Origin of the sequence: Actinotignum sp. UMB0459, assembly GCF_051905915.1 — a bacterium.
Taxonomy (GTDB): domain Bacteria; phylum Actinomycetota; class Actinomycetes; order Actinomycetales; family Actinomycetaceae; genus Actinotignum; species Actinotignum sanguinis.
The window spans coordinates 133,116-158,412 of record NZ_JBQAIK010000017.1 but is presented as its reverse complement, the minus strand read 5'-3'; the positions used below and the strand labels follow the sequence as shown (position 1 = coordinate 158,412).

Here is a 25,297-nt window from a genome sequence, read left to right as displayed (position 1 = left end):
GCTGTCATGTACGTGGCGAGTCGTTTTGCGTTGGAACCGGAACGCGCGGTGGAACTAGCTGCCCAGATCGGCGTGGGAGAATTAATAACGGCCGGCCCGCGCGGCCTGGATGCCACGCTCCTTCCTTTTAATATTAAGTACGACGACGCCGGCTCCCTCCACCTCCACAGCCATATGGCACGTATTAATCCCCAGGCGGGCGATAGCGGACCCTGCCTCATGGTGGTCACCGGCCCGAATACCTATATATCGCCCTCCGATATGCCATCCGGCCCGGCGGATGCGCCGCTGGCTCGGGTTCCCACCTGGAATTACCTCACCGTGCACCTACGCGGTGAACTCACTATCCACGAGGATCCCGCCTGGCTCATCCCCACCCTGCGCGAACTGGTTGACGCCCACGAAATTGCCCACCACGGAGGTACCTGGCGCCCGGATACCCACGCGCGGCCGGACCAGCTGCGGCGCATGCTGCGCGCCATCGTGGGCGTGGATGTTAAAGTTACGGAGATTATTGGCAAGGCCAAGCTCTCCCAGAACTTATCCGCGGAGGAAATTGCTGCCACCGCGGCCAACTTGCGGCGGCGTCGTGACAAGAGCGCATCCACGCAGATAGCCGAGCTCATGGAAAACCTAGCCATCCCCACTGCCGCGGCGCGTGCAGAAGCCGTGGAGCGGGCGAAACACGGCCGTTGGGCCGCACGGGCCCGCACGGAAACCGAATAAACCACGGCAACCGAATAACCCGCTCGCGGTGGCAAACGTGCCCTATCTCACGTACACTGTGAGCATGGCATTTCTTGAGGACAGCGTGGACCCCCTGGATCTTTCTGCCGTGCAGCTGGCGCGGCTCATGCGCACCGGCCGCCTAGACCCCGTTGCGCATACCGAACGGGTACTGGAGCGCGCCCGCAGCCGCGGCGCCGCGGTGGGCGCATTTACTCACATCGCGGAAGAATTTTCGCTGCGCCAGGCCCGCGCCGCCACCGCGCAACTCAAGGAGGGCAAAGGCGGCCCGCTCACCGGGGTACCCTTCCCCATCAAAGACCTCGACGACGTAGCCGGCCTGCCCACCGAATACGGCTCGCGGGCCATGCGCGGAAATATCGCCACCACCACCGGCGGGGTAGCCCAGTCGATCCTGGACGCCGGCACCGTGACCATCGGGAAAACCACCACCCCGGAATTCGGCTTCGTCGGCTACACCGAACCGGCTGGCCTCGCCCCCGCCCGCACCCCGTGGGACCTTACACGCAGCGCCGGTGGATCCTCCGGGGGAGCGGCCGCGGCGGTTGTGGCCGGCGTGGTCCCCATTGCGCACGGGAACGACGGCGGCGGCTCGGTCCGCATTCCCGCCGCCCACTGCGGGGTACTCGGCATCAAACCCAGCCGCGGGCTGGTCTCGCCCGGCCCCGCTTCCTCTTTCTTCTCCGATAGCGGGCTGGCTACCGCCGGAGTGCTGGCACGCACCGCCCGGGATCTCGCGGCCGGATTGGATGTTATCGCCCGGCGCCGGCCCGGGGATTGGAGTCCCTACCCGGGCTCGGGAGACTACCTGGCCACCCTGGACGCGGAATTCGGCTGCGGGCCGCAATCACGCAGCCGCGCCCTCGCCCTGGCTGACCTACGGGTCGGGGTGCTCACCGAACCGCTCAATGTTGATACTGAGATCCATCCCGCCTGCCTGGAGGCCGTGGCGCGGGCCGCGGAAGATTTCCGTGCCATGGGCGCGCGCGTGGAAGGCATCGCGCGGCCCTTCGGCCCCGAAGCATGGCAGTCCTTTATGCCGATCTGGCAGGCGGGCGCGGCTGCCATTCCGCTCCCGCCCGAACGCGAGGAACTCCTCACCCCGATGAGCCGGTGGCTGCGCGCTCGCGGGCGGGAAGCGTCCGCGCCGCAGCTCATGGCTGGCTTGCAGGGAATGTATGCCATTGCCCGGCGCATGGGGGAGGCTTTCGCGGATTATGACGTGATTGTGAGTCCGGCGCTCGGCACCCCGCCGGCCGATCCGGCCTGGGTGTGCTGCCCGGATGATCCGGCTGAAGATTTCCGGCGCCAGTGCATTGTGAGTCCGTGGACCAGTTCCTGGAATATGTTCGGGCCGGCCGCGGTAGCCATCCCGATCCACCGGGCGGAAGTGGACGGCATAGAGTTGCCCTTCGGGGTGCACGTGGGCGCCACCCGCTTCGGGGAAGAACAGCTGCTGCTCTCCATTGTGGCCGCCCTGGAAACCCTGGACCCCTGGCCGCTTATCCGGCAGCCGCACCAGTGACGGGCACGCCGTGAGCGCGCAGAGCGGGCCGCGTGGGATCTTCCGCGCGGCGCCCTCTGCGCGGCACGCTCTGCGCGGCGCCGCCGTGTCCGCCTCCGCACCCCGAATTTTAGGCGCATAAATATCAACGCCCTAACGGGAGTGTTCACGTTGTGGACGCTCTGGGCGGATGCGCACCATTCTTTGCGATGATAGCCCGCATCCGGTATTCCCACGCGTCACGCACTGCCGGTCTATCGCTCAAGGGTGAGAGGCTGAGCGGGAGGGGTGCATAACTTCTCCACTGGTTGGTAGATATGCGCGGCGGGGTGGGGAGGCTGCGCCGCGTGCGCCGTCGTCCCAACTCTGCCCGAACCCTGGCCGCCGTGCAGGAATGACATCACCGGATTCCCCGACGGGATCCCTCCCGTCACGAAGTTAGGAGAAGGTGTGACAGGTTTTAACTGGCGCCGCCTGGGCGGATTATCCGTCACGGCTGCGCTCGCCTTAAGCGTACTCACTACTCCGGCGCTCGCTGCGGATCAGCCAGCGCCGTCGAATCCCGCCGGCGCTTTCGCCGGTCTCTTCTCTCCCGATAACCCCGAACTGGCTGCCTTCCAGGATCTGCAGGGCTCCACTGAACGGGTGCGGGTTATTGTGCTCCTCAAGGATCAGTCTCGCCTAGGCAGCGATGCTGGTGAGGCGCAGAGCCTGGCCACGCAGGAAGACCTGGTGGCACAGTGGTCGGAGAAGTACGGTCTGCAGCTTGAGCGCCAGTTCGGCTACCTCGTCAACGGTTTCGCCGCGACGATGCCGGCGGATAAGATGGCGGCTCTGGAAGCAGAAGGAGCGGTGGCATCGGTCAAACGCGAGCGCGTTTACCAGACCACGGACGTGGCCGCGACCGAGCGTGCGGCCGATATTTCCCGCGCCGTCGCCCAGAGCGCGCTCGCTCAGAACGCGGGTGCCACGCAGGCGCTCGCCCAGGGCGCCCTCGCAACGCAGCCGCAGGATAATGTGCCCCTCGAAGATGCCTCGCGCGATATGCAGGGTGCACCCGCGGCCCTGGCTGATGCCGGCGCGGATGGCACCGGTATGGTTATTGCGATTGTGGACACGGGTATCGACCCGACTCACCGCGATATGCGCATCGACAATTGCGATACCGCGAAGATTAAGAATATTAACACCGCTGCGAACCCCGCTTTCACGTGTAAGGTTCCCAACGGTTACAACTACGCCGATGATAATTTCGAGATCGTCGATACCACCTCGTCCATGCACGGCATGCACGTGGCCGGTATTGCCGCGGCGAATGGCTTGGATGAAGGGCAAACCTTTGCCACCACCGGCCGGGTGGAAGGTATGGCCCCCAATGCCCAGCTGCTGGCGATGAAGGTCTTCTCCAATGACCCGGCGCGTTCACGCGGCGCGGCCGACGGCGATATTATTGCCGCCATTGAAGATTCCGTGAAGCTGGGTGCCGACGTTATTAACCTCTCGCTGGGCTCCGATAACGGTTTTGGATACTCCAACGGTGCGGGCCTGGCCATTGAAGAAGCCCGAGCCAAGGGCGTGCTTGCGGTGATTTCCGCCGGTAACTCCGGGCTCAACTTCTCGCCGAGTGGTACCGAAGACGATATGTTTGGTAAATGGGACGACGGCGTGATCGGCTCGCCTTCGGCTCATGATGCGAGCCTCTCGGTTGCCTCGATTGATAATAATTTTGAAACTCGCTCGGTCGCTCGCGTGACCGTGAACGGCACATCCGAAGATCTCTTCTACGAACTTGCCACCGGCAAGCCGGATAATGTGGCCCGCGAAGCGGTGGCCGCCGGAACCGGTAAGCCGGAAGAATTCCCGGAAGGTACCGCCGGTAAATACGCTCTGATTGAGCGTGGCGGCATCACCTTCGGGGAGAAATTCGGTAATGCGCAAAAGGCCGGTGCGGCCGGTGTTATTATCTACAACCACGAAGCCGGCGGGGATTCCATGATCTCCATGGGCGGTATTGACGAATACACCTTCCCCGGTGGCGTGATGTTCCGCTCCGACGCGCTGCGCCTCGTGGAGGCGATCAAGGCCGGCACCCCGGTCACTATCGCCCTCACGGATGAAGCCCGGACCACGCCCTCGGCCACGGCCGGTGCTCCCTCCAGCTTCACCTCCTGGGGCCCGACCTCCAACCTGGACTTCAAGCCGAATATTTCGGGTGTGGGCGGCAACGTCTACTCCACCCTGAATTCCAATACCTACGGCTCGATGTCCGGTACCTCCATGGCCGCCCCGAACGTGGCCGGCTCCATGGCCAGCGTGCTCCAGGTGCTCGGTGAGCGCTTCCCGGATATGTCCCGGGCGGATCGCCTCAGCCTGGCGGAAACGCTGCTCATGAATACCGCGGAGATTCCGCGGCGCGACGGCATTCCATACGCCCCGCGCCAGATCGGTGCCGGTTTGGTGCGCGTGGATCACGCTCTGGCCTCCCAGGTGCACGCCCGCGTGGACGGCGCTAATTCGGTGGCTTTGGGCCAGGTGAACGGGCCGGTGTCCTTCACCGTGACCCTCACCAATCACGGCGATAAGGAAGCGGCTTACGCGATTCCGCGCCAGGAAGTCGTTAACGAAACGAATAACGCTAACGACATCACCTCCACCTTCATTTCCAAGGAAACGCTGACGGCGGACCGTAAGGTCCTCACCGTGGCGCCCGGGGAAACCACCCAGGTTACCTTCACGCTCACCCCGAGCAAGGGTAACCACTTCGTGGAAGGCTGGGCGGTGCTCGCCGGCGTGCAGGATACCCCGGATATTAAGGTGCCCTACCTTGGCTTCGCCGGGGACTGGAACGCCGAACCCATTTTCGTGGCGCCGGGTCAGACCTGGGGTGAGGGAAATACCTCCACCTCCCAGCTGACCACCACGCTCTTCGGGATGACCCTCCCCATGAAGAACAATATCTTCGGGGAATTCTGGCTCTCGCCGAATAAGGACAATAGCGTTGATACGGTTGTCCCGAATTTGACGCAACTGCGTAACGCGGAAGAAGCCCAGTTCGAAATCTACGATGCGGCCGGCAAGCTCGTAACGCGCGTGGGTGAGGAACAGGAACTCTCTCGCCAGATCGCGGGTACTGCCCTCGGCACGAAGAATATTGCGCAGCCCTACCGCAGCCACGCTTTCAATGGCACGGTGTGGGATGCGGCCAGCGCGAGCTTCAAGGCGATTCCGGATGGGCGCTACACCTACCGCGTCAAGGCGCGCCTGGGTGATCGTTTCGACTGGCAGACCCTCGATATGCCCTTCGGCGTGGATACCGTTGCCCCTGAAGTTTCCGTGGGTGAACCCTTCGAGCGTGATGGCCAGAAGATCCTGCCCTTCACCGTGACCGAAACCGGCTCGGGGATTTTCTCCTCGCCGATTGTGGAAACGGATAAGGGCACCCAGATCAAGCCGGTCACCAAGAATTCCGATTCTTCCTTCGAAGTGGTGCTTCCCGAGGGCGTTTCCTACGTCGTGGTCACCGTGGGCGACCTGGGTATGAATACCACCATGGTCACCAAGGTGCTGGGCGCGAACGCCATTGAGATCCCGAACCTGAAGAAGTACAACACCGAGGTCTTCACTCCGAATCACAGCCTCGTCAAGGATGGCAAGCTGACCGTCTTCGGCCTGGCTTCCGATGCGGTGGCCCGCGTGAGCGTGGCCGGTGCGGATGCGGAGCTCAGTGGGGGACTCTTCGGTGCCCAGGTCCCGCTGACCGAAGGCACCCAGAATATCCCCGTGGTTGCCTACGGTGATAACGGCCGCGAAATCACCCGCACGGTGCTGACCGTCACCTACGATACGGTGGCCCCGAGCGTGGCGATTACCTCCCTCAATGCCGGCGGCAAGCAGCCGGTGGCCGAGGACGGTTCCGTCACGATCACCGGTAATGTGCGCGATGAGCGCGCCGGCGCTACCCTCACTGTCAAGATCAACGGCAAGGCCGTTGAGGTGGATGCCACCGGTGGCTTCACCACTACCTTCACCCCGGAAGCTGATGCCGTCAGCGCCACCGTGGTGGCCTCCGATGGCGGAAATACCACCACCGAAACGGTCACCTACGAAGGCCGAGAGGTCGTGGCGGAAGATACGTCGTCGTACCAAGCACCTACCTTCACGAATGTGCAATGCTTCGGCACCACCTGCCTACCGGATATGTCCACCGCGGAAAAGACGGCGGACGGCAAGCTGGTGCTGCGCGGTAAGGCGCAGGGCGTGTCCGCCTTTGTGCTCCAGCCGCGCGTGACCGTGAACGAGGCCGGTGACTACGTTGTTCCGGAAGCGATTAACGTGAACGTGCAGGCCGATGGCACCTTTGAAGCCGCGGTGCCGGTGACCACCGGTATTAACGCCTTCCATATGAAGGTGACCGATACCGCGGGCAAGGTCCGTATGGATACCATCCTGCGTGTCTTCTGGGATACCGGGTACCCCAAGGTGTCTTTCACGGAACCGACCCTGTACAACGGCGTGCTCTACGCGAATTCGGATGAGGTTACCTTCGCGGGTACCGCCTCCGACGACGCTTGGGGTTACGAACTGAAGATCAACGGCTCGGTGGTACGCAGCATTATCGACCACACCGTGGGCGGCACCAAGACCAATACCCGCAGCTTCAACCAGGCATTCCCGGTTGCGGACGGCGATACGGTCCTCGTGCAATTCGGTGACGGCATGGGCAATACCCTGCTCAACACCATCCCCGTGGTGGTGGATAAGGACGGCCCGGCGGTGAGCATCAACGGCACGGACGGCGCGGTTATTCGCGACGGCGCTGCCATTGCCACCAGTGTGACCGACCCCAACCTCAAGGCCGCGCGCGTGCTCCTCAACGGGGACGTGCTCAGCGAGCAGAGCACCGATGCGAGCCTGCTCGGCCAGAGCGTTGAGGACAGCCTCGTGGACGTCGAGACCTACTTCGGTGGCGGAAACGACGCTGGTGCGAACGGTGCGGATGCCGCGAAGGCCGTGCAGGTTGATGCCAACGGTGTGGCGGATAAGAACGACGCCGCACGCGTGGTTGCGGGCGTGAAGGACGCGGCGGGGCTTATGGCTGAGGCTGATGCTCCGGTTGCCGACGACGCAGCGGCTGGCGATACCGCCGGTGAGGATGCGACCGCTCTCAACTACACCGTGGAAACCGCCGCGCTGCCGGCCGGTACGTACACCCTCACGGTGGAAGGCACCGACCTGGCCGGTAATTCCACCGCGCAGTCCATCTCCTTCACGAAGGACAGTCTGCCCGTGATCGAGGGTTCGGACACCGTGGAACTCACGGCGCCCGCCGGCACTCTTGACCGGCAAGCACTGGCCGCCGAGGTGCTCGCCAAGTACACGGTGAAGGACGACGGCGCAGCCGGGGCTGCGGGCGATACCGCTCTCACCCTGGCGCCGGGCACGGTGCTCAACCCGGGCGAGAATACGGTGACCCTCATTGCCACCGATGCTGCCGGGGCTGCCGTCACCAAGACGGTGAGCGTCACGGTAACCCAGGAGACCGCTCCGAAACCGGAGCCCACTCCGGGTGAGCCGGGTACCCCGGGCACCCCGGATCCGACACCGGTTCCGAACCCGACACCTGTTCCGAACCCGACGCCCGCGCCGAACCCGACGCCGGCACCTGAACCGGGCACGCCCGGTAAGCCGGGTGATACCGGAAACGTGTTCTACCTGTCGAATGACTGGGTTTCCACGGTTGCTCAGCAGGTCTTCTCCTACGGGCGAGCCGCTGACCAGGTCCTTATCGGTGACTGGGATGGCGATGGCAAGGAAACCTTGGCCGTGCGCCGCGGGAACCAGATCTTCATCCAGAACAGCCTTAACGGCGGAGTTGCTGATGAGGTGATTTCCTTCGGTAAGGCCGGGGACACGATCGTGGTTGGTGACTGGGATGGTGACGGTAAGGATACCTTCGCGGTGCGCCGCGGCAACCAGGTGTTCGTCCTCAACTCGATTCGTTCCGGAGATGCCGATCAGGTATTCAGCTTCGGCCGCGACGGCGACGTGCTGCTGGCCGGTGATTTCGATGGCGACGGTAAGGATACCTTCGCGGTCCAGCGTGGAAATGTGTTCTTCGTGAACAACACCCTCGCGGGCGGCAAGGCTGAAACCTCCTTCTCCTATGGCCGGACCGGTGACCAGATCTTCGTTGGTGACTGGGATGGTGACGGTAAGGATACCTTCGCGGTGCGGCGTGGTAACCAGGTGTTTGTGGCGAACTCGCTCAAGAGCGGGAACGCTGATATCACCCTCCACTACGGCCGGGCCGGTGACCAGATGCTCGTTGGTGACTGGGATGGGGATGGCGTTGATACGCCTATCGTCCGCCGCTAATAACTAGCGCCCGCGGGATGCTGGCCCACCGGCCAGTATCCGGCCCAGGGTAAAGGGAAAGGGGAGGCCCCGGAATTTCCGGGCGCCTCCCCTTTTCGCTTTCCTGCGTTCGCTGCGGGTTAATAGGCAGAAGGGGGTCTAATTACGGTGTGTTGTTGTCTTGGATCGGGTGCGGAACCGAACGCACCCCCGGTCCGTAACAGGGTGCAACTCTACGCACCATTTTGGCCCGGTTTCTGTCCTGGGCTTGCACTACGCGACCCCGACCGTCCGGAATTTGCACTATGTTTGCCCCGGACTCGGTGACGAGCCTTCGTCGCGAACAAAGTGTGCGTGTGAGTACCTTTTTCACCTGATTTCATGTTCCTCACGCACACTTTGCGGGCTGCGAGGTTCGGGACGCACACTTTGACTTTTCTACCCACGGTTCGGTTATGGTGCGTGGCGGACCGGACGGAATGCGTTTTCCGTCAAGGCATGTCATGCCACGGAGGTCAAGGAAGCAAGGGGCGCGGACTATCTATTTACGCTTAGCTACCTTGAGCGGGCCCGCCGCACCTGCCGCTGGCAAAACTCGCGAATCTCCGCGAACCCGGCCTCCCGCACCGGTGCGCGGGACAGCAAGACGTCATGAACGGCATTATCCAATTTCAGGATATGCACATCGCTCGCTATGTCCGCGGCTCGCGCCCACATTTGTTCGACGTCCAACACGGTATCGGCCCCGCGTAGCTCCTCGCTCCACGCGGTAGCCACGATGCTACGCGCCGCGGTGAGCATGAGAACCGGCAGCCGCAGTCGCACATTTCGAGCTACATATCGCTGCGCTCGGATGACCGCGTGCAGCCACCCACCGCGAATCGGTGCCGGATCCGGGCGCATATCCCAGGCCGGCGTCCACCCGGTAGTCCAAAACGGATCGGTGGTATCTTCCGGCGCCCCTGGCACCCGCGTCATTCCCTCCGGGCGCCACGCGTCGAGCACCATCCCGTAAAAGCCCGGGTCGTGCACGGGCAGTGGTTTTTTCGGTGCGGCGCGCGCCGCCAGTTCAGCTACAGGTACGACGACGGCGCTCCCCGCCGCGCCCACCTGCAACTCCAACCACGGTGAATTAAGCACCAGGCCAGCCAGGTTTTTCCCGCGGCGTGACCCGGCGTAGAGGGCGGCGGTGAGGCCACCGGTGGAATGCCCGTACAAGATGGTGGGGAGCTGGGCAGCGCCGGGGCCGAACCGGGCCGGGAGGTCTGTTCGCATGGCGGCCAGCGCGGCATCAATATCGGCAAAATACACCCGCATGCTATCTGTATACCCGTAGCTCTGCCGCTGCGGATCCCAGGACCGCCCATATTTACGCAGGTCAATTGCATAGAAAGCCCCGCCGGCAGCCGTTACTGCGTCAGCGAGGGCCCACTGGTAAAACATGTCATTCCAGCCGTGAATAGCGAGGAAAGCAAAACTCGGGGCAGGCGCGTTGGCGGGCGGCAATGCGCGGATGAGGGTAGCGATGACGGCGCCTTCGTCGTCGTCGGGAAGAGGAAGGGTGAGGCGTTCATAACCGGCGCCGAGGAGGTCGGGCTCCCACGCGAGCGCGGGGTTGTGGGGCGAGGCGGCTCGAGTCACGATCATCCTTTCGGCTTTTCCTCGATTTTACCGCCCGCGTGGTGTTGTGCGGGCCTTTCGCAAGGCCAGGATGGCGGTGACGAGCGTGACCACTGGGAGGCGTAGAGAATTGTCCCGATAACAATCGCGATTCCGCCAGGGAAATAATCGAGAGAACACGGTTGAGTTTCATGATTCTTCGCAATCTCGAGGAAAGTGATGAGAACTCCAGTGTTCTCGGAAGAAATCTACTATCCGTCGGGGCATCGGGTCGCGACGATGCTCGGGTCGTGGGTGCCAAGCGGCAGAGTCTGAGGCAGCGGCACAATCAGCGAGCATAATCATCATTAATCTTCGAGTTAGTAGTCGAATGAAGCATTTACACAAACTATTTGACACCCTCCAGCAATACGGTGTGTCGAATATTTTGTAGAATCCCCATAACGGCCCATCGATTCGGGAGGAGCAGCCCGTGCCCACAACACAACGCCAGCCCGGCTTGCGGGAAACGGCCACCCGGCTGCTACCCGCCCTCGGCTTCGGGCTCATGCTCGGCGCCCTCCCCCTGCTCTGGATGAACGACTGGCACGGCATCCTCTACATCAGCCTCATCACAATAGGCGCACTCATCGTGCTGGGCGGCATTATTTATTTGCGTTACCGCTACCTCCACACCGCCGCCGCGCACGACCACCCACTTCGCCTGCTCACCGCCGTGCTCACGAGCATCGCATTATTCCTTGCTGGCGCCCTCCTACCCACGCTCTGTAACCCGCCCCAAGCCGTCCGCATCGTCACCACTCAGATCAAAGACTGGGGCGGTGGCCCGTTGCGCTCCTATTTCACGGGCGGGGCTGAAGACTTGGGTGTCGCCGTCGTCGATATTGAAAAAGAAGCCGGAACCACGCAAGCGTTCCGCGCCTTCGTGCGCGAACGCCGCCTCGAAATTGACGTTCCGGTGGACGACCACAACGACACCGCGGTCACCTACTCGTGGTCCCTGCCGCGCGATACCACGCCCTACGGTTTCGCGGCCTCGCGCCCCTTCCGCTTTGAACGTATCCCCACTTTTGACTACACCCAGCTCGACGCCGCGCTCTTCACCCGCGCCACCACCCTTGTGCGCGAGCGCGCCGCGCGCATCGGCCTAACACCCGCGCAGCTAGAAAACGCGGAAGTATTCGTGCGGGTGAAAGCCGCGGCTGCTGAGCTACCCGAATGCGAAGGCACCTGCCCCGCGCCCGCGGACCTTATCTATACCGGATGGTTGCGCGCCGGTGGCAAAGCCGGGCACGTGATGATCGACGCGCGCGGCACTGTGCTCAGCGAAGACTGGTCCCAATTCGGCGGCTAGGGGAGCAAAAGCTACGGGGCAGCGCGGTGGCTAGAGAGCCGCGTCCACTGGCGCATCCACCGGCGCGACCTCGCTAAGGAAATCTGCAATAATCGCGGAAACCTCATCGTTTTCAATGAGGAAACCGTCGTGGCCGTGCGCGGAGTGCACGGTCTGGAGCGGGCGCGCCCCGGGCAAAGCCGCGGCCAATTGCGCCATGTGCTGCGGATAAAACAGCCGATCCGAATCAACAGCGACGACGAGCGCTGGCTGCTGCAGCCCCGCCACCACCTGCGCGGTGCCGCCCCGCCCGCGCCCAATATCGTGGGTGATAAACGCCTGGCTGATCGTCAGGTAGGAATTCGCATCGAAACGCGCCACCAATTTCGCGCCGTGGTAATCCAGGTAGGACTGCACCGCGTAACGGCCCCCGCGTAGCGGGTCTTCGCCCTCCTGCGGGGTGCGGCCGAAACGCGCCGCCAGCTCCGGGGCGCAGCGATAAGTTAAATGCGCTATTTCACGGGCGAGGCCGAGCCCGGCAGCCGGGCCGCTCACCCCGCTCTCATCGGGTTCAGCATCGTAATAATGCCCGCCGCGCCAGCGCGGATCCAGGCGAATCGCCAGGTTTTGCAGGTGAGCATAAGCGATATGTTCCGCGGTGCTGGCCGGGCCGGCTACGAGCACCGCGAAAGCCCCCACCCGCTGCGGGTACGACGCCGCCCATTCCATCGTGCGGCACCCGCCGAAGGAGGCACCCGCCACCAGCGCCCAGCGTTCCACCCCGAGCAGGTCAGCGAGCCGAGCCTCCGCCGCGGCCATATCCCGCATGGTAATTTCCGGGAAGCGCGGGCCCCAAGGCTGGCCATCGGGAGCGGGTGAAGCCGGGCCGGTACTTCCCTGACAGCCACCCAGCACATTGGGGCACACCACGTAGTACCGCTCGGTATCGATGGCCAGACCCGGGCCCACAATATCTTTCCACCAGCCGCTCTGCCCATCGCGTGCGGCAGCGTGCGAATCCCCGGTGAGTGCGTGGCAAAGCAGCACCGCATTGGAGCGGTCCGCATTGAGCTGCCCCCAGGTTTCGTAGGCGAGTCGCACCTGCGGCAAGCGGCCGCCCAGCTCCAGTTCCAGGGGGCCAAGATCCGCGAAGCGGCGCTCACCCGGTTCGTCCCCTTCCAGCCAGGCGCCGGTAGGGCGCTCGGTGAGGCGGGGTGCGGGAGTGTAGCCGGTATCAAAATCACCGATAGGCGCGGCATCGGTAACCGGATCCAGGGGAGCGTGTCCCACGAGGAACTGGGGGCTGGGCGTCATGATAATCCTCGATCTCTGGTCTCTAGGCGATGGACTCGAGGCCCTGGCGAATATCGGCAATCAGATCGCGCGGATCTTCGATACCGATGGACAGGCGCACGGTGGCCGGGCTAATACCGTTGGCCGCCAGCTCTTCCTCGGTCAGCTGCGAATGCGTGGTTGATGCCGGGTGAACCACCAGCGACTTCGCATCCCCGATATTCGCGAGATTGGAGAAGAGCTGGAGGGATTCCACGAAAGCCGCGGCCTTCTCAAAACCGCCCGCAACTTCCACCGTGAACACCGAACCGGGGCCCTGCGGGGCGTACTTGGTGGCCAGCTCGTGATAGGGATTATCGGGCAGCCCGGCCCAGTTCACCGAGTCAATACCGGGGTGTTCGGCCAGGAACTCCGCCACCGCGCGGGTATTGGAAAGGTGGCGTTCGACGCGCAGGGAAAGGGTCTCCAGGCCCAGCCCGATGAGGAAGGCGTTGAAGGGAGAAATCGCGGCGCCGGTATCACGGAGCAGGGTGGCGCGGATACGGGTAGTGAACGGCGCACCGGGCAGATCGCCCCAGACGATGCCGTGGTAGGACTCGTCTACCTCGTGGAAACCGGGGAACTTCCCGTTCTTCCAGTTGAAGCCCGCGCGCTCCACCACCGAACCGGCAATCGAGGTGCCGTGCCCGCCCAGGAACTTGGTGGCCGAATCCACCACAACATCCGCCCCGAAATCGAAGGGATTGACATTGGCCGGAGTGCCGATCGTGTTATCGACGATCAGCGGAATATCGTGGGAATGGGCGAGCTTGGCCAGCGTCTCAATATCGAGAATATCCTGCTTGGGGTTCGGGATGGTCTCTCCGTAGAGGGCCTTGGTGTTCTCATCAATCAGAGCTTCCCAATTGGCCGGATCCGAAGGATTCTCCACGAAACGGGCCTCGATACCGAAGTTCTTGAGTACGTGCTTGAACTGGTTGTAGGTGCCGCCGTAGAGCGAATCGGAGGAAACAATATTATCGCCGGCCTGTGCCACATTCGTGACCGCGTAGAAAATAGCAGCCGAACCGGAGGCGAGCAGCAGCCCGCCCGTGCCGCCGTAAAGCGCGGAAATACGTTCTTCGATAGCGCCCTGGGTGGGGTTGGTGATGCGGGTGTAGATCATGCCCGGATCGGTGAGTGCGAAACGTCCGCGGGCCTGCTCATTATCCTTGAATACGTAGGACGTGGTCTGGAAAATCGGCAGTGCCCGGGCGCCGTGATCGGAATCGAGGACCTGGCCGGCATGCACCTGGAGGGTGTCGAAGTGCAAAGTGTTCTGGGAGTTCTGGCTTTCTGACATGGTGCTCTCCTTCAAAAATGTGATGGGGAGCGGGCGGCAGATAACGCCCCGGCATAAACCTAGGAAAATATTTTTCTCAGGTGCAGCAATATCCATGATCCATTCTGGATAAAACCAGAACTGTAAAAGATGAGGAATGGAATGCTGCGATGCGGCGAATGCGCTCTGACCAGCCCGCTTATTTTTCTACTTGGTGTTCTTTTCCAAAATCAGCAGGGCTGATAGCGCACGTTAGGGCGGCCGGGCCGCGGAACGTGCGCTAGTTGGGCATTCGCATGACGAACATGATGCAAGCATAGGCAGCTGAGGGCTGTGTTCGTCAAGTTCACGACGTGAATCACATTCTCGATTGGGCGCGCGGTGGCGGAGCTGCGCCGTCGTGCTGTCAATCTTTCGGGATGTTTACGCGTCCGTAGATACGCGTGCAACCCCGCTTTTCTCACACCCTCTCAACCCTGTGACAATTGTGGCTCCTGATAAATAAAGGTAAGCGGTGTGACGGAAAAGAACAGAATTACACCTGTGAAATTATGGGGTAGATGTTTCGTTTTGGACTGGTGTGAGGTATGTTCTTAGTGTTTATATCGAATTGTGGGCTGAGTCTGCGCGCAGCTGTGGTGGGCGCGGGAAAGCCTGCCCTCTGGAGGTCGTGTGGAGAATCGTTCTCGGCGCCTAACGGCTGTACTAGCCGCCTGCGCCCTCGCTCTCTCAGTGCTACCCGGTGCCCGTGCGGATAACGTTGATCGCGATATTGATCGCTCGCGGGCCGCGGAAAAGCAAACAGCTCAAAGTATCGGGCAGATCGAAGCCTCGCTGGCCGGGCTTGCCTCCCAGGCCGAAGCCGCGCGGACCGATGTGGTCATCAAGGCCGCCGAAGCCCAGCGCGCCCAGCGCAACCTGGAAGATTCGGTCAATACCGCGATGGATGCCCAGGTGGTGGCCAATAGCGCCCGCGCGGAAGCCGATGCCGCCCGCGGGGAGCTCGGCTCGATTTCTTCAGCGATGTACCGGGATTCCTCCACCACGCTCACGGCAGCGAACGCGCTGCTCGGGGCGCAATCCCTGCGCGATGCCGATGACCGCCAGCGGGCCTTCCGCACCGCCGGCCACGCCACGGACCAAAAGCTGCAGCGCTACCAGGCCGCCCGCGATATTGCCGACACCCTCCAGGGCGAAGCGGATCGCAAAGCCAATGAGCAAGCCACGATTGCCGCGCGCGCGGAAGGCGCCGCGCAGGACGCTAGCTCGGCCGCCTCCCAATTGGATAGCCAACTGGCTTCCATCGAAGCGCAACGCGACCAACTTTTCGAAACCCTTGCCCGGCAAAAGGGTACGACGGCGGCGCTTGAACGCGCCCAGCAAGAACAGAAAGAAGCCGCGGCGCGTGCCCAGGCCGAAGCCGAACGCCAGCGTATCGCGGCCGAAGCGGCAGCCCAGGAACAGGCCGCCCGCGAGGCAGCAGCTCGGGAAGCCGCAGCTCGCCAGGCAGCCGCAGAAGAAGCGGCACGGCGCCAGGCGGAATCGCAGCCTGCGCCCGCCCCTGCTCCCGCGCCAGAACCTGATCCGGAACCTGCTCCCGCACCGGCGCCAGCCCCGGATCCTGAACCGGAACCCGAACCCGAACCGGCCCCGGCACCTTCGGGTGACGGTTGGGCGATTGTGAACTTCGCGCGGCAATTCGTAGGGGTGCCCTATGTGTGGGGTGGCAATACCCCCTCGGGCTGGGATTGCTCCGGTTTCACCCGCTATGTGTACGGGCACTTCGGCTACTCCCTGCCGCGTACCTCCGGGGCGCAGCGCTCGGCCGGCTACGAGATTTCCCCCTCGCAAGCCCAACCCGGTGACCTGCTGTGGTGGCCCGGGCACGTGGGCATCTACACCGGCAACGGCATGCATATCGCCGCGACCAACCCCGAAGGTGGTACCCGCGAAGGTCCGATTTGGGGGAGCCCCACCTACGTGCGGATTATCGACTAGATGCGCTCGGGTGGCGCGGCGTGCTGCTGGGCGCGCCGCGCGCGAGCGTAAAGAAAAGCGGGAGCTGTGCCTCGGTGCATAGCTCCCGCTTTATATGCTTGTACGTAGGTAGCGGCCGTTGTGGCGGCCTCTCCGCTACCCGCCTAGTGCTGGCTGGGCGGCTGCGCCTCGTGCGCGGTGTAGTAGCCTTCGTCAATGGCCCGCTGGAAAGAGGCCCGAATTTCCTCTTCCGCGGCTTCCCGGCCTACCCAGTGGGCGCCTTCCACCGACTTGCCCGGCTCCAGATCCTTATACACCTCAAAGAAGTGCTGGATTTCCAGGCGGTGGAATTCAGAAACATCCTCAATTTCGGTACGCCAGGAGGCCCGCTGATCCGAGGCCGGCACGCACAGCACCTTATCGTCGCCGCCCTTTTCATCACGCATGCGGAACATCCCCAAGGCGCGGCACCGAATCACACAGCCCGGGAACGTGGGCTCTTCGAGCAGCACCAGGGCGTCCAGCGGATCGCCGTCCTCACCGAGGGTGTCATCAATAAAACCGTAATCATCGGGGTACCGGGTGGATGTGAAAAGCATGCGATCCAGGCGAATCCGCCCGGTTTCATGATCTACTTCGTACTTATTTCGATTTCCCTTGGGGATTTCGATGGTGACATCGAATTCCATCATGTGAAGCTCTCCTCGCTGACGGCTGGCACATAAGAACACCTAAGAATACGAGCTGCGTTCCGTGCAAGAATAGGCCCGTGAAAGGAAAAGCTCAGATCGCTTTGTCCCTGGTGCTCCTTCTTGCGGGCGGGTACGCATTCGCTGATGCCTTTGATCTTACCCCCGGATTGCTCACCCTGGGACCTAGGGCCGATGCTGCCGCGCCGTATCCGCAGCCCACTCCCGTGCCGGCCGTGACCATCCCGGCCGCGCCCGCGCCCGCGGAAGTGGATGATGCCAGCGCTGCCAAGGTGGCTGCCCTCGGGCAGGAATTCGCCACCCGACTCGCCCCCACGGGCCAGGTATCCTATGAAATTCGCGAGGCTGCCTCCGGGCGGGTGCTCGCCACGAAAGACGCGAAAGTCCCGCGGGTGCCGGCCTCTAATATGAAACTGGTGACGGCCCGGGTGGCTTTAGAAACCCTCGGTCCGGATCGCCGCTTCGCTACCAGCGTGGCCTCCTCCGGCTCCACCATTCACCTCATCGGCGGGGGCGATGTGTTCCTGGCTCCCGATACCGCAGCCACGCGGGTTCCGGGCACCATTGCTCGCGCAGATCTCTCGGAATTAGCCGCGGCCGCCGCCACCTACGCGCGCGAGCATCCGGGTGGCCCGGTGAGCGTCGTCGTTGATACCTCTCTTTTTGCGGGGCCGGAGTACGCGCCCACCCTTGACCCGGTCAATCACGATTACGTGGCGCCCATGACGCCGATTGCGCTGAACGGCGGGGCGGTGGGCTACCACTACAGTGCCACCCCTGCCCTCGACGCCGGGAATGCCCTGGCTGAACAGCTGCGCGGGCAGGGCGTGGAGGTGGCGGAGGTGCGCGCGGGGCAGGCACCGAAAGAAGCGGCTGCTCACCCGCTGGCCACGGTGCACTCAGCGAGCGTGCGCGAGCTGGTGGACCGCATGCTCACCGAATCGGATAACACCCTGGCGGAAACCCTCGGGCACCTGGTGGCGCGCGAGCGCGGGGAGAGCGCGGATTTTGCGGGGGCGGCGCGCGCCACCCGCGCGGTTCTGGAGGAACTGGGCTACCCGCTGGACGGCGTGGTGATCTCGGATAATTCCGGCTTGAGCGAAACGAATCGGCTCACCTGCGCACTCCAGCTCGCGATCCTGGAAGACGCCGTGAATCTGAGCGACGGCACGGTGGGGGCGCTGGGGGCCGGCTTGCCGGTAGCCGCGCTCAACGGCACGCTCGCGGACCGCCTCACCGAGGGCGCCGCACCCGGAATGATTCGCGGGAAAACCGGGACGCTCGCGGATGTGGTCTCGCTCAGCGGGGTGCTGCGCACGCGTTCGGGGGCGCTGCTGACCTTCTCCATCCTCACCGATTCCCACCACGACGTTTCCCTCCTGGACGTGCGGGCCGCCGAGGATGCTTTCCTCACCGCGATGGCGGAGCTCTAATGGCCGGACCCCACCCTGCTTACGCGGCCGGGCGGCGCCGTTTGCGCGCGCTGCTGGCGAGCTGCGGATACCGACCGGGCACCCGCTTAACGGTGGCGGTGTCCGGCGGCTCCGATTCCCTCGCGCTGGCCCGTATCGCGCTTTTCGTGGCGCGCCGGGACGGCTACGTGCTGCGCGCGGTCACCGTCAATCACGGGATTCGCCCGGAGGCGGGGCGCGAAGCCGCGCAGGTTGCGGCTCGCCTCCGTTCCTGGGGGTACGACGACGCCGCGGCGGTCAGCGTGGACCTGGGCGGTGGATCGAGCCCGGAAGGGCAGGCACGGGCGGCCCGGTACGCGGCGCTGGCCGAGGCGGCCGGCGCGGGAAGCCCGGTGCTGCTGGGCCACACCGCGGATGACCAAGCCGAAACCGTGCTCCTGGGCCTGGGCCGAGGATCGGGAGCGCGCTCCCTGGCGGGCATGCCGGAGGCGGGGCCGCTGCCGGGCCACCCGGAGCTCACTGCGTTGCGCCCGCTGCTGGGGCTGCGGCGCGCGGCGCTGCGCGCCGCGCTGCAAAATGAGGGGCTGGCCTGGGTGGAGGATCCTTCCAATGAGCCCGATGGCCCGTGGCGGGCGGCGGGCGGTGGGCCGCTCACCCGCGCCGCGCTGCGCGCACGCGCCCTGCCGGCCCTGAGCGAGGTGCTCGGGCCGGGCACGGTGGAGGCCCTGGCCCGCACCGCTCGCCTGCTGCGCCGCGATAATGAGGCTTTGGACACCTGGGCGGCCCGGGAACTGGCCACCTGGGAAGAACGCGGCGCGGTGCAAGAAACGGGGGAGCCAGGTGGCGGCGTCGTCGTACCTCATGCACTGCTGCGTGAGCTTCCCGCGGCCGTGCGCACCCGGATTCTGCGCGCCCTGGCCCTGCGGGCCGGAGCACGTGCCGGGGAGCTGACGGCCGGGCATATTGAGGCTCTCGATGCCTTGGTGACCGGGCCGGGCGGCGTGCGGCACTGCGACCTGCCCGGGGCGCGTGCCCTTCGGCGCGATAATATTGTCGTCTTCGCGCGTTAGGCTTAGAAGCACAGCGGAACTGCTCAAGGAGATGGTGATGGACCACACCGATATGGGTGACAAGTTGGAAAAAATCCTCGTCACAAATGAGGAAATCCAAGCGAAGCTTGAGGATATGGCGCGTCAGATTGACGCCGATTACGATGGTGACCTGCTCGTGGTGGGTGTGCTGAAGGGCGCCGTCATGGTGATGGCGGATCTGGTGCGGAAAATCCACTCTCCGCTGAATATGGATTGGATGGCGGTCTCCTCCTACGGAATGGGCACCAAATCCTCCGGAGTAGTGCGGATTTTGAAGGACCTGGATGCTGATGTGACCGGCCGGCATGTTCTCATCGTGGAAGATATTATCGATTCCGGCCTTACCCTCGCGTGGTTGAAGAAGAATCTGCTTGATCGCGGGGCGCAATCGGTGCGGATCGCGGCCATTCTGCGAAAACCCGAGGCGGCTAAAGTTGACGTTCAGGTTGACTATCTAGGCTTTGATATTCCCGATGAGTTCGTGGTGGGCTACGGACTCGACTATGCCGAACAATTCCGGCATCTGCCTTTTGTGGGCACCCTGGCCCCGCACGTTTACGGAGGATAAGTGGACGAACAGCAAGAACCTCGCGGTACGGAACCTCGCGGCTCCGCGCCCGGTACTCCGCAACCAAACGGCGCTGCGCCGAACGCTTCGCAACCGAGCGGTGCTGAGCCCGGCCGCACCGAACCCAGCGCGTATGAGCGCAAGCGGCGGGCGCGCCGCGCCCACCCGCCCCAGCCGGAAGGCCAGGGCGGTCCTACCGGCGCGGGCAGTAGCGGTGAGGGCGGGAAGAATAAGAAATCTCGCGGCTCCGGCTCCGGCCATAAGCTCAGCGAAGAAGAACGCACCAGTCGGCGGCGCTGGCGCGTTATCTCCGGCATAGTCATCGCGGCGCTTCTTGCTTTTATCGGGACCAATCAGTACATGGCCATGCAGTGGTCGAATATCTCCACCTCGGAAGGTATAGCGCTGCTGGAAGGCACCACCGTGCAGCGGGTGCAAATTACAGACGGCACCAACCGGGTGCGTCTGTGGCTCACCGAGCCGACGACAACCATGGACGCGGAGGGCGATAAGCACGACGCCGGGAAGAAGGTCACCTTCCAATACGCTGACCCGCAGGGCCAACACATCACCACCCTGGTGGAACGGGCCAATCCGGAGCGCGGGCATAATTCCATCGTTCCTTCCCAGAACGTGTTTGTGTCCATGCTCTTTACCTTCCTGCCCATGATCCTCATCTTCGCGGTGTTCATCTGGTTCATGCGCAGTCAGATGGGGCGCGGTTTCGGGGCGAAGGATGCCAATGCTGATGGCGAAGTATCCGAGGTGCGTTTCTCCGATGTGGCCGGGGAAGATGAAGCCGTAGAAGAAGTGAAGGAAGTGGTGGACTTCCTTAAGAACCCGGATCGCTACCAGGCGCTCGGGGCGCGTATCCCGCGCGGAGTACTTCTATACGGACCTCCCGGAACGGGTAAAACTCTGCTGGCTAAGGCCATTGCTGGGGAAGCACAGGTACCTTTCTTCTCCATCGCCGCGTCGGAATTCGTGGAGCTATACGTAGGTATGGGTGCCTCGCGCGTGCGCGAACTCTTCAAAACCGCGAAGAAGAAAGCTCCGGCCATTATTTTCGTGGATGAAATTGATGCGGTGGGTCGCGGGCGCAGCAGCGGGGCCCTCAGCCACGGCGAACAGGAACAAACACTCAACCAGCTCCTGGTGGAAATGGACGGCTTCTCCACCGATGAGGCCGTTGTGCTTATTGCCGCCACTAACCGCCCGGATGTTTTAGACCCGGCATTGTTGCGCCCCGGGCGGTTCGACCGCCAGGTCGCGGTGGATGCCCCTGATATTCGCGGGCGCGAAGCTATTTTGCGGGTGCACGCGCGCGGTAAGCCGCTGGCGGATGACGTGGACCTGGCCGGGGTAGCCAAGCGCACTCCCGGGTTCACGGGTGCTGACCTCGCCAATATCCTCAACGAAGCCGCGCTTTTGGCGGCGCGCCGCCACGCCCACGTTATTACTAACGCGGATGTGGATGAGGCATCGGATCGCGTGATGGCCGGTCCGCAGCGTTCCAGCCGGGTGATGAGCCCGGAGGATCGCCGGATGACGGCCTACCACGAAGGCGGGCACGCGCTCGCGGCGGCGGCTCTGCGCTACACCGATCCGGTTACCAAGGTGACCATTTTGCCGCGCGGGCGGGCCTTGGGCTACACGATGGTCATGCCCACCGAAGATCGCTATTCGGTCACCCGCAATCAGCTTCTTGACCAGCTCACCTACGCGCTGGGCGGGCGCGCCGCGGAAGAAATCATTTTCCGGGATCCCTCCACCGGTGCTTCTAATGACATCCAGAAAGCCACCGAAACCGCGCGGAAGATCGTCACCGAATACGGGATGACCACCGCGGTGGGGGCGGTGCGGGTAGCGCCTACTGCGCAGGAAGAAGCGAGCTTCGGGGCGGCTTCGCGCACCTCTGATGCGCTATCGGCCACCGTGGATGAAAATGTGCGGGCCCTCCTTGACCAGGCCCTCACTGAAGCGTGGACGATTATCACCGAAAACCGGGATATTCTCGACCACCTTGCCGAGGTGCTCCTCGATAAGGAAACCGTGCTGGAAAACGAACTCGCGGAGATCTTCAAGGACGTTATCAAGGCGCCCGAGCGGGAAGTGTGGCTTTCCGCCCCGGACCGCCCGATCTCCCAGCGCCCGCCCATCCCGCTTCCGGAGGGGAAAACCGAAGCGGAAGCGGCAGCGGATTCGCGCCTTCCCGCCCCGGAGCTTCCCGATGCTGCCACCGGGCCGCTCGGCCCGCGTGGCCGGCACGGCGCGGAACATGAGGGCGCCTAAACCCCAGCGGGACTGAGCGCGGAAAATACGGGTGCATGAGCGCGGAGAGTGAGGACGCATGAGCGCAGTGGAACCGGCGGAAAACGGCCAGGTAGATAGCCAGAGCGTGGATACTCAGCGGATTGATGCGGAGCGGGTTGATACCGGGCGGGTAGAGCGGGCCGTGCGGGAACTCCTCAGCGCTATTGGTGAGGACCCGGACCGCCCCGGGCTGGTGGATACCCCCGCGCGGGTAGCCCGTGCCTGCACGGAGATCTTCGCCGGGGTGGGCAAGGATCCCGATGCGGTGCTCGATGCCCAATTCGCGGAAGATTTCCACGAAATGGTGGTGGTTCGGGATATTACCTTCTACTCCATGTGTGAACACCACCTGCTGCCTTTCTTCGGGGTGGCTCATATTGTCTATATCCCCGGGGAAGAAGGGAAGGTCACCGGCCTGTCCAAGCTCGCCCGGCTGGTAGAAGGCTATGCGCGCCGCCCCCAGGTCCAAGAACGCCTCACCACCCAGATCGCCAATGCGCTGCGCGACCGCCTGGGTGCGGCCGGGGTACTCGTGGTGGTGGAAGCTGAACATATGTGCATGACCATGCGCGGGGTATGTAACTCCGGTTCGCGTACCGTCACCTCGGCGGTGCGCGGGATGTTGCGCAAACCCAGCACCCGCGCCGAAGCCATGAGTCTCATTGAACGGGGAGCCTAAAATGTCACTACCAAGGGCGGAAGTAACCGCATCCGCGAGCGCATGCGCACGTGCATCAGCAAGCGCAGCTACGGGCACGGCCGCGAACACCCCCGCGCCCGCGCCGCTGCGCGATCCGGAACTCCTGGGCGGGTCGCGCACCCGCGTTATGGGTATCCTCAACGTCACCCCCGATTCTTTTTCCGACGGCGGGCGCTGGGACAAAATCGATACCGCTATCGCCCACGGTCATGAACTCATCGCTGCCGGGGCGGACATCATCGATATCGGCGGGGAATCCACCCGCCCGGGTGCCACCCTGCTGAGCGCCGCGGAAGAATGGGAACGCATCGGGCCGGTGGTGCGTGAACTAGCCGCACATATCCCCATCTCGGTCGATACCTACCACGCGCACACCGCGGCGCGGGCCTGCGCCGCCGGTGCACGCATCATCAACGACGTGACCGGCGGGCGCGGGGACAGTGCCATGTGGACAACCGTGGCGGAATCCGGGGCCTACTATGTGCTCCAGCACGGGCGCGGGGACGCGCAAACTATGAATTCCCTGGCCGGCTATCGCGCTATCGGGCGCGAGGTGAGCACGGAAGTGCTTGAGCGCGTGGCGGGAGCAGTGGCCGCCGGAATTGCCCCCACCCGGATCATCATCGACCCGGGCTTCGGCTTCGCAAAAATGGGCGACGACGATTGGCGCCTCGCGGCCCATATTGACGAATTCCTGTGGGCCGGCATGCCGGTCCTCATCGGAGTTTCCCGCAAACGTTTCCTCGCTGAAGTCACCCCGGAAGGCTTGCCGGCCAGCGGGCGGGACGGAGCCACCGCCGCACTGAGCACCTATTTCGCTGAAAAAGGCGTGTGGGCGGTGCGGGTCCACGATGTGGCCTCTTCGCGGATCGCGGTGGATACTGTGGCGAAATTGCGCTCCTGCGGACTGGTATCCACCTCCCAGCCCGGAGTGGCCCGCCCCGAGGTAGCGGGAAGCGAAGCAGCGGGAATCGCGGAGGCCGTGCGCTCATGATGGGAGTACCCCCGCGCGTGCGCGATGCCCTCGCAATGCTCGGATGCTGCCTGGATACCGTGAGCATCACCGGTGTGGAAGTAGCCGCCCGGCACGGTGTGTACCAGTACGAACGCGAAGCGGACCACCCTTTTATTTTCGACGTCGCAGCTCTTGTGGATACCAGCGCGGCCGGACGAACAGATGACCTCGCGGGCACTATCTCCTACGCGGACTTGGCTGAGGACGCTCGCGCGGTAGGGGATAGCGCTCCCGTCAGTTTGCTCGAAACGCTGGGCGAGCGGGTAGCGCAGCGGGTCCTCGCGCGCGGTGCGCTGGCGGCAGAGGTCACCGTGCACAAACCCGAAGCCCCGGTACCGGGGCGCTTCACGGATGCCCGGGTCACCGTGCGCCGCCTGGCTGATATCGCGCGTGGGGGAACCATAAGAGAAATGGTGATCGGGATGGGCGCGAACCTGGGCGAGCGCGAGGAAACCCTGCGCGCCGCTATCAGCCAGATTGCCGCGCTGCCCGTCCATATTAATGCGGTCTCCTCATTCCGTACCACCGCGCCCGTGCTCGCTCCCGGGCAGGCCCCGCAACCGGACTACCTTAATGCGGTCATGCGCCTGACCACCGAGCTAGCGCCCCTCAACGTGCTGGCCGCGCTTCGCGATATTGAGGTGCGGGCCGGGCGCGAGCGCCGGATGCACTGGGGGGCACGCACCCTCGACCTTGATATCGAATGGGTGGAAGGAGTGCGCAGCACCCACCCGCTTCTCACCCTGCCACACCCGCGCGCCCATACCCGAGACTTTGTTATGGAACCCTGGCAGGAAATCGATCCGGACGCTACCGCGAAACTGGCGCGCGCCCGCGAAAGTGAGCACACGAGCGTCGGCGGCGGCGTCGGCCTAGATGCGGGCGGGCACCGTGCGTAATCTGCGGGCCTTCCTGGGATGGGGCGCGGCCGGCGCGCTGGTGGGTGAAGCACTGCGGCGGCTCCTCGCCGCGCATCCGGTAGCCGTGCCCGCCTTCGCCGGGGTGCCGCTGCTCGCTATCGCGGCGGGGCTGCTCTGGTACGGCTGGAGGGTGCGCCGCCTGCGGCGCGGGCGTGCGGAATCGCTGTCGCGGCTGGCGGCCCTGCGAGTGGCGGCAGGAGCTGCGGCCGGGCTGCGCAGCGGGGCGCTCCTGGCCGGCGCGGGTGGCCTGCTCACGATCTGCAGCGCCCTGGGCTCCACCTCTTTTACCCGGGCGAGTGCGCACGTTTGGGCGCTTCTCACCGCCGCAGCGCTGGCACTCGCTGCGGTCGGATGGATTGTGGATACCTGGTGCCACATTGATCAGCGGTAGCCGGGTATCCCGCGCGAATCGTGGGTGC

17 protein-coding genes are annotated in these 25,297 nt (G+C 64.0%); 13 read left to right on the top strand and 4 right to left on the bottom strand.

Annotation, left to right across the window (positions count from 1 at the left end; all coding sequences use genetic code 11):
• Positions 1 to 6: 6 nt before the first annotated feature.
• From ACTFPK_RS06900 to ACTFPK_RS06890, 3 genes are all read left to right on the top strand, one after another.
• Positions 7 to 726: an FMN-binding negative transcriptional regulator gene (locus ACTFPK_RS06900; RefSeq protein WP_439911356.1), complete on the top strand. Its 720-nt coding sequence runs from the start codon at positions 7 to 9 to the stop codon at positions 724 to 726.
• Positions 727 to 790: 64 nt separating this feature from the next.
• Positions 791 to 2,272, top strand: a complete 1,482-nt coding sequence (locus tag ACTFPK_RS06895; protein WP_439911355.1) for an amidase — start codon at positions 791 to 793, stop codon at positions 2,270 to 2,272.
• 429 nt (positions 2,273 to 2,701) lie between these two features.
• A complete protein-coding gene (locus ACTFPK_RS06890) occupies positions 2,702 to 8,626 on the top strand; it encodes a S8 family serine peptidase (RefSeq protein ID WP_439911354.1) in 5,925 nt (1,974 codons plus the stop codon).
• Positions 8,627 to 9,160: 534 nt separating this feature from the next.
• On the opposite strand, the gene ACTFPK_RS06885 is transcribed toward ACTFPK_RS06890, so the two are convergent.
• Positions 9,161 to 10,252, bottom strand: a complete 1,092-nt coding sequence (locus ACTFPK_RS06885; RefSeq protein WP_155875753.1) for an alpha/beta fold hydrolase — start codon at positions 10,250 to 10,252, stop codon at positions 9,161 to 9,163.
• A 445-nt stretch (positions 10,253 to 10,697) separates the two neighbouring features.
• Between ACTFPK_RS06885 and ACTFPK_RS06880 the strand changes: the two genes are divergently transcribed.
• Positions 10,698 to 11,579, top strand: a complete 882-nt coding sequence (locus ACTFPK_RS06880) for a hypothetical protein (RefSeq protein WP_016441819.1) — start codon at positions 10,698 to 10,700, stop codon at positions 11,577 to 11,579.
• Positions 11,580 to 11,609: 30 nt separating this feature from the next.
• On the opposite strand, the gene metX is transcribed toward ACTFPK_RS06880, so the two are convergent.
• The gene (gene metX, locus ACTFPK_RS06875; RefSeq protein WP_016441818.1) at positions 11,610 to 12,872 is read right to left on the bottom strand and encodes a homoserine O-acetyltransferase MetX; all 1,263 of its coding nucleotides are present in this window, start codon (positions 12,870 to 12,872) and stop codon (positions 11,610 to 11,612) included.
• A 22-nt stretch (positions 12,873 to 12,894) separates the two neighbouring features.
• A complete protein-coding gene (locus ACTFPK_RS06870) occupies positions 12,895 to 14,193 on the bottom strand; it encodes an O-acetylhomoserine aminocarboxypropyltransferase/cysteine synthase family protein (protein ID WP_016441817.1) in 1,299 nt (432 codons plus the stop codon).
• A 651-nt stretch (positions 14,194 to 14,844) separates the two neighbouring features.
• Between ACTFPK_RS06870 and ACTFPK_RS06865 the strand changes: the two genes are divergently transcribed.
• The gene (locus ACTFPK_RS06865) at positions 14,845 to 16,170 is read left to right on the top strand and encodes a C40 family peptidase (protein WP_016441816.1); all 1,326 of its coding nucleotides are present in this window, start codon (positions 14,845 to 14,847) and stop codon (positions 16,168 to 16,170) included.
• Positions 16,171 to 16,313: 143 nt separating this feature from the next.
• Here ACTFPK_RS06865 and ACTFPK_RS06860 read toward each other — a convergent pair whose 3' ends face one another.
• Positions 16,314 to 16,838, bottom strand: a complete 525-nt coding sequence (locus ACTFPK_RS06860; protein ID WP_026428653.1) for an inorganic diphosphatase — start codon at positions 16,836 to 16,838, stop codon at positions 16,314 to 16,316.
• Between the two features lie 80 nt (positions 16,839 to 16,918).
• On the opposite strand from ACTFPK_RS06860, the gene dacB reads away from it, so the two are divergent.
• Genes dacB through ACTFPK_RS06820 form a run of 8 tightly spaced genes read left to right on the top strand, consistent with a single transcriptional unit; the run spans position 16,919 to position 25,269 of the window.
• Positions 16,919 to 18,292 (top strand): D-alanyl-D-alanine carboxypeptidase/D-alanyl-D-alanine endopeptidase, encoded by a 1,374-nt coding sequence (dacB, locus tag ACTFPK_RS06855; protein ID WP_274732383.1) that lies wholly within the window; start codon positions 16,919 to 16,921, stop codon positions 18,290 to 18,292.
• Entirely contained in the window at positions 18,292 to 19,341 is a 1,050-nt protein-coding gene (tilS, locus tag ACTFPK_RS06850; protein ID WP_016441813.1) for a tRNA lysidine(34) synthetase TilS, read from the top strand. Before dacB ends, tilS begins: the two co-directional genes overlap by 1 nt.
• A 37-nt stretch (positions 19,342 to 19,378) precedes the next feature.
• Complete coding sequence (hpt, locus tag ACTFPK_RS06845) at positions 19,379 to 19,930, top strand: hypoxanthine phosphoribosyltransferase (protein WP_016441812.1); 552 nt, start codon at positions 19,379 to 19,381, stop codon at positions 19,928 to 19,930.
• Positions 19,931 to 22,222, top strand: a complete 2,292-nt coding sequence (gene ftsH, locus ACTFPK_RS06840) for an ATP-dependent zinc metalloprotease FtsH (protein WP_375712896.1) — start codon at positions 19,931 to 19,933, stop codon at positions 22,220 to 22,222.
• A 58-nt stretch (positions 22,223 to 22,280) separates the two neighbouring features.
• Positions 22,281 to 22,922 carry a GTP cyclohydrolase I FolE gene (gene folE / locus ACTFPK_RS06835; RefSeq protein WP_274778318.1) on the top strand — a complete coding sequence of 214 codons (642 nt, stop codon included), beginning with the start codon at positions 22,281 to 22,283 and terminating at the stop codon, positions 22,920 to 22,922.
• 1 nt (position 22,923) lies between these two features.
• On the top strand, positions 22,924 to 23,937 hold the full coding sequence (gene folP / locus ACTFPK_RS06830) for a dihydropteroate synthase (protein ID WP_016441809.1): 1,014 nt from the start codon (positions 22,924 to 22,926) through the stop codon (positions 23,935 to 23,937).
• The gene (gene folK / locus ACTFPK_RS06825) at positions 23,934 to 24,857 is read left to right on the top strand and encodes a 2-amino-4-hydroxy-6-hydroxymethyldihydropteridine diphosphokinase (protein ID WP_016441808.1); all 924 of its coding nucleotides are present in this window, start codon (positions 23,934 to 23,936) and stop codon (positions 24,855 to 24,857) included. The genes folP and folK overlap by 4 nt, the downstream gene beginning before the upstream one ends.
• Positions 24,850 to 25,269: a DUF3180 family protein gene (locus ACTFPK_RS06820; RefSeq protein ID WP_196800215.1), complete on the top strand. Its 420-nt coding sequence runs from the start codon at positions 24,850 to 24,852 to the stop codon at positions 25,267 to 25,269. Before folK ends, ACTFPK_RS06820 begins: the two co-directional genes overlap by 8 nt.
• Positions 25,270 to 25,297 lie beyond the last annotated feature (28 nt).